General features: G+C 58.6%; 14 protein-coding genes. 10 read left to right on the forward strand and 4 right to left on the reverse strand.

Features of this window, described 5'->3' with window-relative positions; translation table 11 throughout:
- Positions 1–47 precede the first annotated feature (47 nt).
- From WA354_RS11510 to WA354_RS11535, 6 genes are all read left to right on the forward strand, one after another.
- Positions 48–299, forward strand: coding sequence for a hypothetical protein (locus WA354_RS11510; RefSeq protein WP_472813156.1), 252 nt, complete (start codon positions 48–50; stop codon positions 297–299).
- A 219-nt stretch (positions 300–518) separates the two neighbouring features.
- Positions 519–797 (forward strand): hypothetical protein, encoded by a 279-nt coding sequence (locus tag WA354_RS11515; RefSeq protein WP_472813157.1) that lies wholly within the window; start codon positions 519–521, stop codon positions 795–797.
- A gap of 177 nt (positions 798–974) precedes the next feature.
- Positions 975–1,601, forward strand: coding sequence for a hypothetical protein (locus tag WA354_RS11520; RefSeq protein WP_472813158.1), 627 nt, complete (start codon positions 975–977; stop codon positions 1,599–1,601).
- An 850-nt stretch (positions 1,602–2,451) separates the two neighbouring features.
- Positions 2,452–3,204 (forward strand): triose-phosphate isomerase, encoded by a 753-nt coding sequence (gene tpiA / locus WA354_RS11525; RefSeq protein ID WP_472813159.1) that lies wholly within the window; start codon positions 2,452–2,454, stop codon positions 3,202–3,204.
- Between the two features lie 189 nt (positions 3,205–3,393).
- Positions 3,394–4,584, forward strand: coding sequence for an acyltransferase family protein (locus tag WA354_RS11530; protein ID WP_472813160.1), 1,191 nt, complete (start codon positions 3,394–3,396; stop codon positions 4,582–4,584).
- 218 nt (positions 4,585–4,802) lie between these two features.
- Positions 4,803–4,928 (forward strand): DUF6496 domain-containing protein, encoded by a 126-nt coding sequence (locus WA354_RS11535; protein ID WP_472813169.1) that lies wholly within the window; start codon positions 4,803–4,805, stop codon positions 4,926–4,928.
- 48 nt (positions 4,929–4,976) lie between these two features.
- Here the strand turns inward: WA354_RS11535 and WA354_RS11540 are convergent, their stop codons facing one another.
- The gene (locus tag WA354_RS11540; RefSeq protein ID WP_472813161.1) at positions 4,977–5,285 is read right to left on the reverse strand and encodes a Rieske (2Fe-2S) protein; all 309 of its coding nucleotides are present in this window, start codon (positions 5,283–5,285) and stop codon (positions 4,977–4,979) included.
- Between the two features lie 90 nt (positions 5,286–5,375).
- Between WA354_RS11540 and WA354_RS11545 the strand changes: the two genes are divergently transcribed.
- A complete protein-coding gene (locus WA354_RS11545; RefSeq protein ID WP_472813162.1) occupies positions 5,376–6,326 on the forward strand; it encodes an alpha/beta hydrolase in 951 nt (316 codons plus the stop codon).
- Between the two features lies 1 nt (position 6,327).
- Here the strand turns inward: WA354_RS11545 and rapZ are convergent, their stop codons facing one another.
- Both rapZ and WA354_RS11555 read right to left on the reverse strand, forming a co-directional pair.
- The gene (gene rapZ, locus WA354_RS11550) at positions 6,328–7,254 is read right to left on the reverse strand and encodes an RNase adapter RapZ (RefSeq protein WP_472813163.1); all 927 of its coding nucleotides are present in this window, start codon (positions 7,252–7,254) and stop codon (positions 6,328–6,330) included.
- A 79-nt stretch (positions 7,255–7,333) separates the two neighbouring features.
- Positions 7,334–8,026, reverse strand: coding sequence for an HPF/RaiA family ribosome-associated protein (locus WA354_RS11555; protein WP_472813164.1), 693 nt, complete (start codon positions 8,024–8,026; stop codon positions 7,334–7,336).
- 270 nt (positions 8,027–8,296) lie between these two features.
- Between WA354_RS11555 and WA354_RS11560 the strand changes: the two genes are divergently transcribed.
- From WA354_RS11560 to WA354_RS11570, 3 genes are all read left to right on the forward strand, one after another.
- Positions 8,297–10,309: an OPT family oligopeptide transporter gene (locus tag WA354_RS11560; protein WP_472813165.1), complete on the forward strand. Its 2,013-nt coding sequence runs from the start codon at positions 8,297–8,299 to the stop codon at positions 10,307–10,309.
- The gene (locus WA354_RS11565) at positions 10,296–11,636 is read left to right on the forward strand and encodes a hypothetical protein (protein ID WP_472813166.1); all 1,341 of its coding nucleotides are present in this window, start codon (positions 10,296–10,298) and stop codon (positions 11,634–11,636) included. The genes WA354_RS11560 and WA354_RS11565 overlap by 14 nt, the downstream gene beginning before the upstream one ends.
- 66 nt (positions 11,637–11,702) lie before the next feature.
- Positions 11,703–13,334: a SpoIIE family protein phosphatase gene (locus tag WA354_RS11570; protein WP_472813167.1), complete on the forward strand. Its 1,632-nt coding sequence runs from the start codon at positions 11,703–11,705 to the stop codon at positions 13,332–13,334.
- Positions 13,335–13,385: 51 nt separating this feature from the next.
- Here WA354_RS11570 and WA354_RS11575 read toward each other — a convergent pair.
- Positions 13,386–14,726: RNA polymerase factor sigma-54 (locus tag WA354_RS11575; protein ID WP_472813168.1), on the reverse strand; the 1,341-nt coding region annotated here is incomplete at its 5' end.

Raw genomic sequence — 14,726 nt, forward strand, 5'->3', positions numbered from 1 at the left:
GATGCCAATGCAGTATTTGCAAGTGGCATTCCCTTGGAGGCCGATCCATGAAACATCGGATCGAGATCCTTGCGGCCTGCGCAATTCTTGCCGGGTTGGGCCTGGCCACATGGCTTTTGGTGAGCGGGCCGCTTGCTCACCTTTTCCGTTCCACTGCAGAGTCCTACTTTGGCATGCTGACAATCATGATTGTGTGCATATCCTTGGTGACCGGCACGGTCGTAGGCGCGTGGGATGCGAGTCTGGAAGCTCCTCGGAAGCATTTGCACCACAGGCTTAGACCCCTGCTGCACCACTGAGAAAGAGGTTCTTCCCCTGCATCCGGCCCTCATCGAGCGGTGAGCCAGACACGCCGCTCGATTCGCGCTATTGCTCCCCCAACCTCTTGAGCTTGCAGGCAGTTATAGTCGTATTCTCCATCACTTGCTGTCCCGCCCAGACAAGCCCATAATTCTGAACCGGAACAGAGGTGTCGATGCGGGATGTAGCGCAAGCGGCATCTTCCGGGGGTAAGCCCCATGACGCGTCAGGTTCTGATTGCTATCGGTATAGCGCTCCTCTCCGTTGGCGGTACGGGCATCATCGTTGCCCTGGCTTGGCTCACGATTAACAAGATTCACGGAACTCTCCCTTACTTCTACGACACGCATGCAGAGACCTTGCTCTTTGTGCTGCCGGTCCTGCTGCTGACGATCGCAATTGTGGGTGCCGCCTTTGTTTCCGGCGCGCTCGCCAGTCCGTCTAAAAACGCCCGGACTGTGCGCAACCTGCATCCGCACACGCGCTTCCACGCCTGACGGACGGGGACTGATTGCGGCGCCCTCGCTGGATGCCTGCCCATCCCCTGCATCCGCTCCGATCCCCCGCTCGCATCGTCGCATCTCCTCCGCTCCCCGCATCCGTCCCGGAGGGTCGCAACGAACCTCACCACGACCCCTGAAGTACTAAACTCAAATCGAACCCGAGAGAAACCGATGCCCTACTACACGCGAGTCCTTTCCAAAGACGCAGAGTTCCCACCCTTCGACGAACTCGCAGACTTCATCAGCACCAACCACCCCGACTACAAACTCACCATCGAAGAGGGAACCGAAGAAGAATGGGAATCCCTCCTGCTCTCCGGCACTGACGAGGTCGAGGTCGCCGTTCTCGAACGCAATCCCGTCGCCGACGGTTCCGTCGGTCAGGACGAGATCGCCGACTTCATCGAAGAAACCCGGGATTGCAGACCCGAAACCGGCGTCGCATGGCTCCATGAGTTTCTAGCCGAAGTCAAAACCGTCTACGCCTTCCAGCACCTGCAGGGATCAGAAACCGAAGAAGGCGGCAACGCCCTCCACGCTCTGCGCTCGCACCTGTGGGAGCGCGGCGATTCCATCCTCCAGGCCGACAATGAAGGCTTCACCAACGAAGAAGGCTTTCACATCGTCTGGCAGTTCTCCGAATCCGTCTCAGGCCCGTGGAACATGGGCATCCTTCAGGATGGCACCTGGTACCACTTCAAGATGGACCTCGGCGACCCCGACCACCGCGAGGCCTTCCTGAACGGCGAAATGCCTTCCGATCTCACTGTGATCCGCGAATCCAGCCCGCAGGTATGAGTCGCTCCGTCATCCTCAGCGAAGTCGCAGGACCTGCCCTCACTCCCCATCAATCCGCATCAGGCTGGATGCCCCATCCTTGCGCAGCAAGGGTGGGAAAGCACAAGCCCTCATCGCGAGCCATCCTCACCCCGTGTCATCTTGAGCGCCGCATGCTTGGGCCTCGTGAACGCATCAACGTTCAAGGGGTAAGCGGCGCGAAGGATCTGCTTCTATTTCTGTCCCGTCTAGAAGCACCAGCTTCCCACTCTGGGCAGCAAGGGTTGGAAAGCACAAGCCCTCATCGCCGAGTCATCCTACCCGTGTCATTCTGAGCGCCGCATACTTGGGGCCCTGTGAACGCATCAACGTTCATGGGGTAAGCGGCGCGAAGGATCTGCTTCTATTTCTGTCCCGTCTAGAAGCACCAGCTTCCCACTATGGGCAGCAAGGGTGGGAGAGCACAGCGGTCAACCATTCAGCGTCCGGAATTCCTGCAACCCCCTCATTCCGTTGCTCAAAAACCTTCCGCCGTTTTGCCGGTAATTATGCATCGCTGGCGCAATATAGAAATTGGGCTGAAAAGCTTCCAAATGCGGAACTTCCCTTGTCACAGCATCTAAGTCCTTCGCAATGATGACTCTGCGGCTAAGTTAAATGACAAGAGGACTTTGGCGACACACCTCACCCGCAACCTTCAGAAAACAGCCAAGTTCCTTACAGAGTATGGGAGGGGGGTATCAAACGCAACCATACGGTTGCATCTCGATTCACTCAGGTTCCTTATTCCCCATTCCCTGCTCCCTGTGTTTTCTGTCACCCGGCGCTTCAGTTCCCGTCCGATAAAATCAACCTGAGGACTCAACCAAAAATGTCTCGCAAGAAACTGATTGCCGCCAATTGGAAGATGTACAAGACACCCGCCGAAGCCAAGGCATTTGTCGATGCGTTTCTACCGCTCGTTGCCGGCCACACCCGGGACGAAATCGCCCTGTTTCCATCGCCTGTTCTGTTGCCCACGGTCGTTGCCGCGGCCAAGGGATCTAACGTAGCCGTCGGCTGTCAGAACATGCACTTCGCCGAGGAAGGCGCCTACACCGGCGAAACCTCCGTCGGGCAGGTCATCGCTGTAGGCGGAACGCACACGCTCATCGGCCACTCCGAGCGCCGACAGTACTTCGCGGAGACCGACGAAATTGTCAACAAGAAGCTGCACACCGCGCTCAAGCACGGCATTGTTCCCATCGTCTGCGTCGGTGAAGTTCTGGCCGAGCGCGAAGCGGGTAAGACCGGGCAAGTGCTCAAAACGCAGGTCACCGGAGCCTTCGCCGGCATCACCCCAGAAGCTGCGGCGCCCATCGTCATCGCCTACGAACCAGTCTGGGCCATCGGCACAGGCAAAACGGCCACGCCAGAGATGGCCGTCGAGGCGCACAAAATTATTCGCGCTGAAGTGGCAAAGCTTCTCGGAACCGATGTCGCCGCGAAGATGCGCATCCTCTACGGCGGCAGCGTCAAGCCCGACAACGCCACTGCACTCTGCGGTCAGGAAGAGATTGACGGCGCATTAGTCGGCGGCGCCAGCCTGAAGCCCGACTCATTCACTGCCATCGTCAAGTACTGATCAGGACGACCGGTCTTCGTCCGCTACAAACCTGGGTGCCCCAGGTCTCGAGCCAGAGTCCCGGGGAGCTCGCCGAACCAGACACAGATGTTGGTGCCCCATCCATGACGCAGTTGTATCGCGGCATGGGTGGGAAACCACGACCGCCTTGATCTGAACGAAAGTGGACCGCGCTTCGTATCATTGGTCATGCCCGGAAGCACGGATTCCCTTCCCGTCCAAACGGCCGAGCCTGCCATCGCAGTCTCGCACGCAGCTCCGCCGCGTGACCTCTACATCGATCGCCTGCGCAGCGTCATGACCGTGCTGGTCCTGCTTCACCACACCGCCATCACCTACGGCGCATCGGGGGGCTGGTTTTACAACGAACTTTATCCATCAGCGAAAGCTTCCAGCATCCTGCTCACACTTTTCGTCGCCACCAACCAGGCCTATTTCATGGGCTTTTTCTTTTTGCTTGCAGGCTACTTCACGCCCGCTTCGCTTGAACGCAAAGGCTACGCGCGCTTTCTCGGCGACCGCTTCCTTCGCCTCGGATTACCGCTTCTCGCGTTTATTTTCATTTTGGGCCCACTCACAGTTGCCATAGTCGCCGCCCACGATGGCAAAGGCTTTTGGAAAGTGTTTCCGTATCTCTGGAATCACACCATCATCATCAACGGCCCGCTCTGGTTTGCGCAGGCGCTCCTGATGTTTTGCCTCGGCTACTGCGCATGGCGCGCGATTGCGGGATCGCCGCTTGCACAATCCCAGCGCACATCATCGCCGGTTCCTTCTTACGCGCGCTGGCTGATTAGCGCCCTGATCGTTGGCGTCATCAGTCTCGCGATACGTCAATTTGTTCCCGTAGGCAAGAACGTCCTTGGCATGCAGCTCGGCTATTTTGCGCCATACGTATTCCTCTTCGCCATCGGTATTGCAGCGTGGCGCTACGACTGGCTTCGCCATTTTTCTTGGAAGAACGCGCGGCCCTGGGTCATCACGCTCATCGCCGCATGGCCGCTGCTGCCCCTCAGCATCATTATCTCGATGCGCGTTTTCGGTCCCGGCAAAGCAAACTTTAGCGGCGGTCTTACGTGGCCCGCAATCTTCTACGCCCTCTGGGATCCATTTGTCGCATGGGGCCTCATCGCCGCATGGCTATTGGTTGCGCGCGCCTGCATGAATAAGCCATCGCAGTTTTGGTCATGGCTCAATCGACGTGCATACGCGGTCTACATTATCCATCCGCCGGTGCTGGTTGGCATCGCTCTTCTGCTGCATCCATTTGTCGCGCCCGCACTCCTCAAGTTCGCGGTCACTGGATCTCTCACATGCATTGCAACGTGGCTCATCGCGGATCCACTGGTGCGCATTCCCGGCGTACGACGCGTCGTCTAGCGCCGAGCAAACCTCAACGGAGCACGTCACCGACAACGAATACCCTGCATACAACTTGCCCCAAGAGTGCAGCCATCTGACCTCCAAGGAGGATAGTTATGGCAACAAAGAAGGCAACTAAAAAGAAATCCACCGCAAAGAAATCCAGCTCAAAAAAATCATCTGGCCGCAAATACTCTCCATCCTCAGGCAAGAACGTAGAAACCGAAATGCGCGAGATGAAGAAGGGCAAATTGAAATCTGGCCGCAGCGGCAAGAAGGTCACAAATCCGAAACAGGCAATCGCCATCGGCCTTTCAAAAGCACGCAAGGAAGGAAAGAAGGTCCCAGCCAAGAAATCTTAAGCCGTTTCCGCTGCTGCGTCATTGGCTGAATGCTCAGCGTATCGCACGTTACAACTTTGCGCGCAGCTCCCCATCTTCGATCTTGGCTTCAACCACCTCGGCGTTCACATCGGGGTCTTCCTCATTAGCACCGGTGTGCACATCAAAGGCATACTCGTGCCATGGACAAACGACCTTTCCGCCTTCGATCGATCCTTCGCCCAATGGCCCACCCTCATGCGGACAAGTCCCATCGAGCACGCAGATCGCTCCGTCCACGTTGGCGACGCACAGCGCTCGCCCTGAAATCGTGAATTCCTTCACACTGCCTGCCGCCGGCAGCTCGCCCTGAGCACAGATCCGCACAAACTCTGACATGATGATTCTCCCCTTGCAGCTGATCGCCTCGCCGTAACTGCGGCAGCCCAATTAGCATAAATGTGTGGCGCTACTCGTAGGCAAGGAAAGATGAAGAAAGCGAAGTCATCCGGAAAGGCCCGCGCGTCCTCTCCAGCACGAACCGCTCCCGGGCGCGGTTTAAACAGTGCCTCCGAACTGCCGACAGTCTCGGGCAAATGGCTGCTCAGCGCTGGAGCCACCGCCATTGCGGCCGCGCTGCTTTGCGCGTGGGGTACGTTGTGCATCCTTTTTTGGCAGGGCAGCTGGCAATTGCTCTATCACCCAGCCTCTGCCGTGACTCGCACTCCCGCCAGCGTGAATCTTCCATTCGAGTCAATTGGCTTTGCCGCCAACGCTGCCGGCGAACCGCAATTGCGCGGCTGGTGGATTCCGGCATCATCGCAAGCGCGGTTTACCGCCGTTTACCTCCACGGCGCCGACGGCAACCTGGGCGACTCCCTCAACGCGCTTTCCCGCCTCCACACGGCGGGCTTGAACGTCTTTGCCTTCGACTATCGCGGTTACGGGCAAAGTCACTTCGCTCATCCCAGCCAGACGCGCTGGCGCGAAGATGCTGACTCCGCCCTCGCCTATCTGACAGGAACCCGCCACATCCCGGCCAGCGCAATCGTTCTCGTCGGAAGAGACCTGGGCGCGAATCTGGCGCTTGAGGTCGCCTCGGCACATGCAGACCTTGCCGGCGTGGTGCTCGAAGCGCCGCTCGAATCTCCAACCGCAGCCATCTTCAACGATGCGCGTGCTCGGCTCGTTCCGGCGCATCTGCTGGTGAGGGACCGCTGGCAGTCGCCGATCGCCGCAAGCAATGTGCTGATTCCTTCCCTATGGTTTTATTGGATACCCGAGCGCAGCACCGAACTGGAACAGGACAAACCTGAAGCCTACGAGAAGGTACCGGCGCGCAAGAGCCTGGTCTGGCTCACTGACTCGCCCGATGAGCCTGAGCAATTCATGTCCGCCTTAAGTCGTTGGATCGACCGGTTGCCGACGCCTGCACACTAGATCAGCGCGGCATGTCGCGGTGTACAGCCTTCACCTCGAAGCCCGCCTTCGAAAGGCGTTTCGTCATCTCCTCAGCCATCATGACGCTGCGGTGCTGTCCGCCGGTGCAGCCGAAGGCCACGGTAAGATAACTCTTCCCTTCCTTCACGTAATGCGGCATCAAGTAGAGCATCAAATCCGTAACTTTGCCGAGAAATTCTTCGGTCTGCGGAAAACCCCTCACGTACGCGGCCACCTTCGGATCGAGCCCTGTCTTGTCGTGAAACTCCGGAACGAAGTGCGGATTGGGCAGGAAGCGCACGTCGAATACCAGGTCCGCATCCAAGGGCACGCCGTTCTTGAATCCGAAGCTCAGGCACGAGACCAGCAGAGACTTGCCTTGATCCTCATGACCGAAGCGCTTCTGAATCTCCGCACGCAGTTCGTGCACGTTAAACCGGGACGTATCGATCAGGGTGTCGGCAACGTTGCGAATGGAATCGAGCATCTGCCGTTCTTCCACAATCGAACGCGACACGGTCTCCGAGCGCTTCAGAGGGTGAGGCCTGCGTGTCTCGGAGTAGCGCCGCACCAGCACCGAATCCTGCGCATCAAGAAAAACCACACGCGTGGGCAATACGCGTTTCACCTGCTTGATAATCTCGGGCAATCGATCGAGCGCTTGACCCTCGCGAACATCGACCACAATCGCCGCACGCTCGATTTCCTTTGATTTTCCCACCAGGCCTGCAAACTCCGGCATCAGTTCGAGCGGGAGGTTGTCCACCGCCTGGTAGCCGAGATCTTCAAACGTCTTGAGCGCGGAGGCCTTACCCGCGCCGGAGATCCCGGTAAGGATGACCAATTCCTTGGTTGCAGTTTTCGCCGCTCTTCCCTTTTCCGTCGATCGACGGCTGCGCACACCGGAGGTCGGATGAGGAGGAACCATGCGCTCATCCTACACCCAACAGTGCACACAACCAATCCGCAGTTTTCTCAACTGTTAAACGATGGTTACATTTCCGCGATCACGGAATCTCGACCAGCTCCATCTGCCCATCGCGCCGGCGATGCAATACATACAAGTCCCCAACCCGGTTTCGAAAGATGAGCAAATCGCGATCGCGGAATTCGGCGTCCTTGACAGCTTCCTCGATTGTCATTGGTTTCACGGCGATCGCTTCGCCGCTAGTCATGATATGCGGTTCTACGATGGCGGTGCTGGCCGGGAACGAGTGCACGGCGATCGAGGTCTTTACTTTCGCGCGGGTCAGCTTGCCGTTTTCCGCCAGCCCCTCAGGCTGCGCTCCGCGCTTCGGATGCGCCACGGGCGGCGCAGTCAACTCCTTGTCCAGTTTGGGCAGCCGCTTGCGCTCAAACTGGCGATCACGATACCTCAGCGCCTGGTTTTCAGCGTGCTGAATGGCAATGCGCAATGCCGCCTCAATGGTATCGGCCTTGCCGGCAGCTTCAATCGTTTGCACCCTTGCCTTGATGGTTAATTCTGCAATCTGCAGATGTCGTTGCGCACGAAAGGTAATGCTGGCGCGCGCGGTCCTGCCCAGGATTCGGGCTACCCGTTCCAACCCTTCTTCGGCTTGAGAACGCACGGACTTGGGAACGCTAACTTGCCTTGCGGTGAACTCCACTTCCATGGTCAGCCTCCGCTCTTTGCTCCCCAGCGCAGCAAGCACGCTGGCGAGAATCGGATTGTATAGCATTCCGCCGGGAGCGTGAAACGCCCTGCAACCCGCCTCTTGAGGAATTCTACGATTCCGGACGTCCTCCCGGCGAGGTTTCAAGGACACACAGCACAGAGTCAGAACAAAGTGTCGCCTCGGTCGCATTCACTGCGGCATCCGACCGCCAATCGAGCCCTCCCCCTTGACGCCTGATCGATAAAAGTTGGTAAGTCTATAGTCTGAACCCCAGCCTCGGCTACCACGCGCGTCACAGCGCCAATCTAGCCCCTCAGCGCTATCATCCTTGCGATGATAGCGACAGAGTTAGAAACGAAGTCCCTGCCCGAGACCGCCTATCGCCCACTCCAGCCCGGTGAAGAATATCTGCCCATTGTCCCGGCACATGCAGCCGAGCCCGAACTCACGGCTCGTTCCCTCTTCTGGGGCGTTGTCTTCTGCGTCATCTTTACCGTTGCGTCGGCTTACTCCGGCCTCAAAGTCGGCCAGGTAATGGAGGCGGCAATTCCCACCTCCATCCTTGCCATCGGCCTCGCGCGCATTTACCGGCGCCGCTCCACATTACTTGAGAACGTCATTATCACCGGCATCGCCGGCGCCGCGGGAGGCGTGGTGGCGGGCGCCATATTCACCCTTCCCGCGCTCTACATCCTCAATCTCGATCCGCACCCCGTGCAGACCATCTTCATCTGCCTCGCAGGCGGGTGCCTCGGCGTTCTCTTCCTCATCCCTTTGCGGCGCTATTTTGTGCGCGACATGCACGGCTTGCTTCCCTACCCTGAAGCCACGGCGATTACAGAGGTTCTGGTTACAGGCGAAAAAGGCGGATCGCAGGCGCGTCTTCTGCTCCAGGCCACCGCCATTGCCGGTATCTACGACCTCTTCGTCACCACGTTTCAGATCTGGAAAGAATACGTCGACTTCCAATTCGTGCCCATCATGCACTCGCTTGCCGACCGCGCGCGCATGGTCTTCAAGTTCGACGCGATTGCATTCATTCTCGGCCTCGGATACGTAATGGGATTGCGCAGCTCGATGATCCTTTGCGCTGGCGGCGTTCTTTCCAATCTTGTATTGGTGCCGCTGATCTGGTTCATCGGCAGCCACGTTGTGGTGGCCGTTTACCCCGGTACACTTCCAATTTCGCAGATGACCGCCGTCGATATCTATCGCAACTACGTCCGTTTCATCGGCGTCGGCGCCATCGCCACGGCGGGCATTATCGGCATCGTCAAGTCGCTCCGCGTCGTCGCGGGATCCTTCGGCATCGCATTCCGCGTTTTTCGCCACGGGGAGGTCGCCCATCCGCCGCGCACTGATCGTGATGTGCCCATGATCGGGATCCTCCTCGGCATCATCATCACCGCCGTCGCGATAGCCGTTTTCTTCGGCCGTCTTCCCGTCTCATGGACAGTCGTTGTTGTCGGCCTCGGAATGACGCTGCTCTTCTCTTTCTTCTTTACATCCGTAGCCGCTAATGCCATCGCTACCATCGCACGTAATCCGGTGTCGGGCATGACGATGCTCACCATCATCATTTCTTCGGCCGTCCTTCTTCGCTTTGGTGTTTCTGGAACAGCGGGCATGTTTTTCGTGATGGCCATCGCCGGAATGGTCTGCACTGCACTCTCCATCTCCGGCCAGACCATCACGGATCTCAAAGCCGGATACTGGCTCGGCTCGACACCGGGCGCGCAGGAAAAAGTGAAATTCCTCGGCGTCATCGCCAGCGCCATCGCTGTGGGCCTGACAATCGGGATGCTTGCCCATGCCTTCCAGTTCGGCGAATCTCTCCCCGGCGATGTGCGTCCCGTACTCGCCTCGCCGCAAGCCTCCATCATGAAGGCGCTTGTACAAGGATTCATGAGCCATCAGCCTATCGCTTACATGCTCTTTGGCGTTGGCGCGATGGTAACGCTGATTCTTGAGATGCTTGGCCAGCCATCGCTTATCTTCGCACTCGGCATGTATCTCCCCCTCGAACTCAACACTCCGGCACTGGTCGGCGGATTCCTCTCGCACTTCCTTAACAAGCGTTCTGAAAAAGCCGGTGGCGAGTCTGGCAAAAGCATCCGCGAACGCGGAGTCATCATTGCCTCAGGACTGATGGCCGGCGGCGCACTTGGCGGTGTCATCGGCGCGGCTCTGCGACTCTTCCCGTGGTTCCGCGAAGATCTCATCAGGACGCCGTTCTATGGCAACAACGCTGTCTCGCAATCCGTGTCGGCGCTGGTCTTCATCGCCCTGTGCTTCTATATCTGGTATGGCTCGCTGAAAAAGGAGAAGGCCGATGAATCAGCTTGATCATTTTGTAGCCGAGGCAGTCCTTGGCGTCGATACACTCTGGGGCGGCGACGTTATGTGCGCCTCCGGCACCGGCCGCTTCATCGCTGATTCGTGGTTTTCGGATGAGCCGCTTCCGCGCGCTTATACCCACAAAGCTGCTCATCACCTGCGCCAAGCTGGCGGCGTCTCCGGCAAGGGCCTTGACCCCGATATCATCGACAGCTATCTGGGTGATCTGAATCTGCCTGCCGCTATCGCCGGCATCCGCGCAGAAAGCCTAAGCACCGACCCGCTCCGCCGTGCCTATCTCGCCGGCCTCGCCGATTCCCTGCAGGTCATGCTCGAGCTCGCCCTCGAAGTCCTTGGCAAAGGCGACCCCGTTCCCTACGAGCGCGCCGTCGAAGCTTCTACCGGCAAGCCGCCCGAGCTATCCCGGCCCGTATCGAAGCGCGATCGCGTAGCCGAACTGCTAGAACACGGCGGCTATTCAATCTCGACCGGGGATGGCCTTCTTGGAGCCGTTGATGCCTGGCGCCGCGACCGCGTCGTACCCATGGCCTCGGTCAGGGGTGTGGGAGCAGCCGCCATCGCCCTCTTCGATCTACTCAGCGCTCGTAATTTACAGCCACATCTTCCTCATGAACTCGCAGCCGTTCCTCGCGCCAACATTGAATTCCTGCCGATCAAGGACGCATGGTTCTCCGGTTCCATGAATTACCTGGGCCGCGCGCGCAACCCGGATAGATCACCGCAATATGAAGCCACCTACGAGATCAACGCGTCGCTTCAGATGTCCTATCCCGAGTTTGAGCAGCTCGTCAGTCACGAAGTCGTTCCCGGCCATGTCACCACGTTCGCGTATCTGCAGAACCTCTACGTTCGCGGCAAGGCAGGCTTCGAGGCCACCGTCCTGACCATGAATACACGCGCCGCCACGCTGTTTGAGGGCATTGCCAACAACGCCATTCTCATCGCCCACGGAGTCACCGAAATCGATCAGCTTCCCGACGATGACCTGCAAATAGGCGTTCTCCTGGCGCTGCTGCAGGATGACGCAAAGAATCAATCGTCCTATCTCACCTGGGGCGAGAATCGCGAACAATCCGAAATCAAGACGACCCTTCGGCGCGACTTTCTGGTGACGGAAGAACGCGCCGACAAGCTCTCCGGCGCCTGGGGCCGCCATCCGTTGATGGGCCGAATGTACTTGTCCGCCTATCGCGCCGGCACTGAGAAGGTCGCCGACCTTCGTCGCGCTCATCCACCCCAAAGCGTCCTGCCGGCCCTCTTCGGTTGCAAGGGTCTTGTCGACATCGTCACCATCGACTTGGCCCTGCAATCCTGAGCTGATTTTCAGGCCACGCAATTTTCGCTTCGCTCTTTTTGCCATAGGCAGAATAGAATGTGCTCGATGGCTCCTGCGTCTACTGCGCCTACCCTCAAGTACGCCGACCTCGATGGCGAACACCTTTTCACGATCGCGGGGGAGAACACCTCCATTGGCCGAGCGCCCGGTCAGGACCTCGTACTCAAGGAGGCCTATGTTTCCCGTCGTCACGCGATCATCACCCGGCAGAACGGCCACTTTGAGGTCGTCGATCAGAATAGTTCGCATGGCACCTTTCTCAACGGCAATCGCATCGAGCGTGCCAAGCTCAAGTCCGGCGATTGCCTCCAGTTTGGATCTCTGAATGCTGCTGCTTTCCGCTTTCTGCAGCCATCCAGCACTGTCAATGTCAGTTCCAGCGGCCTCGCATCCGATCTCCTTTCCGCGCTTTCCGTTTTCGCACCTACTGACAGGAACATCCCTCAGCCCGCGCGGGAGATTGAGAAGCTCAGCTTTCTGCTGAATGCCGCACGCCAGCTCAACGCCGGCGGCGCCATCACCGACATCTTCCACGCACTGCTCCAACTGTCTCTTCAACTCACCGGGGTTGAGCGAGGCTTTGTGTACCTGCTCGAAGGCGAAGAAATGCGCCTTGCCCTTGGACTCCGTTCCGATGGGAGCACGGTTGAAGAAGACCCGTCGGTCTCGCGCCGCGCCATGCAGAAGGCAATCGAGAGCGACTCCAAATTCTTTCTCAGCGACACCCTAGCCGACGATAGTGCTTCCGGCTGGGCGAGCGTCCTGGCCAACTCCATTCGCAGCATCTACTGCATTCCGCTGCGCAAGCACATCTCGCCCGCCGAACCGAATCGGCTGCTGGGCATGCTCTACCTCGATAGCCAGATTGGCGCAGGCAGCCTCAGCGAGATCGATCACCAGGTACTCGATACGCTTGCCAACGAGGCCTCCACACTCCTCCACAACGCGCTGCTGGCCAAGACCGAACTCAAGGCCCGCCAGGCTGCGGATGAATTGGCAGTCGCCGCCTCGATCCATTCGGGTTTGATGGCAATCACGATGCCGCGCATTGAATATGCCGAACTTCGCGCCCGCAGTCTTCCCTGCCACGCCATCGGCGGAGACTTCTACGACGTCATCGTGCTGGACGATTGCATTTGCGTCGTCATCGCCGATGTCTCGGGTAAAGGCGTACCGGCGTCGATCGTCGCCGCAACGTTGCAGGGCATTATCCACGCGCTGATGCTCACCGGCCAGTCTCTGCCTGAGATTGCGGACCTCGTGAATCGGTTCCTATGCACACGTCAGGTGGGCAAATACGCCACCATGATCGCGCTCAAAGTGTTCCCCAGCGGGTGTGTCGAGTACATGAATTGCGGACACATTCCGCCCCTGCTCGTCACGTCCACCGGAACACAATACCTCGAGGATGCGAACCTGATCGTCGGTATCATTGCCGAAGCAACCTACGCCGCGTCTCAAGTGACGCTTCAACCAGGCGACCGAATCCTGTTGACGACCGACGGTATTACGGAAATTGAAGACAAAACAGGCCAGCAGATCGGGATTGATGGCCTTGCAGGCCTGGCTCACCTGCCCAGCCTCGAAGCGGTCATCGAGCATTGCGCCAGGATTCAGGCTTCCAGCGAAGCACAGGACGACTGGACGCTTTTAGATATTCTCTATACGGGGAAATAGTGCGGCCCAGGGAAATTGGGCTCTTCCAGAATCAGCAACTGCCATTTGACCTTAGGCGTCGCGTTGCCTGCGCTGGTGCGTGGAGGGAATATTCATATCTTCGCGGTACTTTGCCACCGTGCGCCGGGTCAACTGGATGCCCTGTTGCTGCAACATCGCGGCAAGCTGGTCGTCGGTCAGGGGATGGCGCGCATCCTCGTCGTCAATCAGCTTGCGCACTTTGCGCTTCAGCAGCAGCAAAGGCGTATCGGCCCCTTCGGGCCCATTCGATCCCTCTGAGAAGAAAAACCTGAGCTCAATCACGCCCTGGGGGGTGTGGGCATACTTGTTGGCCACGGCCCGGCTCACTGTTGACGGGTGAACGCCAATCTCCTCAGCCACCTCTTTGATCATCATTGGCCGCAGCGCTTCGATTCCCTGGTCGAGAAAATCCTGCTGCCGCCGCACAATCACTTCGCAGGTCCGCAGAATCGTGCTCTTGCGTTGCGCTATGTTGCGCATCAACTGCATTGCGGAGCGGAAGCGCTCTTTCACGTATTCCTTGACTTCCTTCTCGGTGCCCTCAGCCACCAGCATGCGCCGGTACCGCGCGCTCAAGCGCAGGCTGGGCAGGTCCTCTTCGTTCATCGAGACTACCCACTCCCCGCCTCGCTTGGTAAACACCACGTCCGGTTCGATCAGGCGAGTCTGCTCCCGGTTGTAGAGCCTGCCCGGCCGAGGTTCGAGCGTGCGAATGAACTCCACGCCTGCATGCACCTCTTCCGGTGTCAGGTGCAGCGACTTCGCCAGGTCCTTCACATCCCGCTTCTGCAGCAGTTGAAGATGGTCGTGCACAATCTGCATGGCCACTTCCATCGACCGCCGGCGTTCTCCGAGCTTCGCCTCCGCCTCCGCCTTCAGGCTCCGGTGAGGATCCACTTCTCCATTTTCATCATCGTGCGCGTATACCTTACTCAGCTCTGCCTGTTGCGCCGCAATCTGGATCAGCAGGCACTCGCGCAGATCGGCTGACGCAACGCCTGCCGGATCGAGATGCTGCACAAGGTCGATGCCGCGCTTGATCTGCTCGCTCAGGACTTCTTTGGCCTTTTCCTTGTTTTCCTCAAAATGGCCGAACGCCTCGATCAGTTCGTCGTGACCGGCCGCGAGATATCCGTCTTCATCCAGGTTGCCGATAATGAACTCGGCCGCGATGGCCAGCTCCGGCTCCAGCGTCAGTGCTCCCAGCTGCCACGCCAGGTGATCGGATAAAGTCGTAGGCTGCGAAAGGAAGTTCTCGAATGAGGGCTTCTCGCTGTCTTCATACTCCGGCTGGGTGCGGTAGCCCGGATCAAGGTAGTCCTGAAAGTACGACCCGAAATCAATCTCGTTGAAAGGATCCTTGGGTTCGGC

This window comes from Occallatibacter sp. (assembly GCF_049802275.1).
Classification (GTDB): Bacteria; Acidobacteriota; Terriglobia; order Terriglobales; family Acidobacteriaceae; genus Telmatobacter.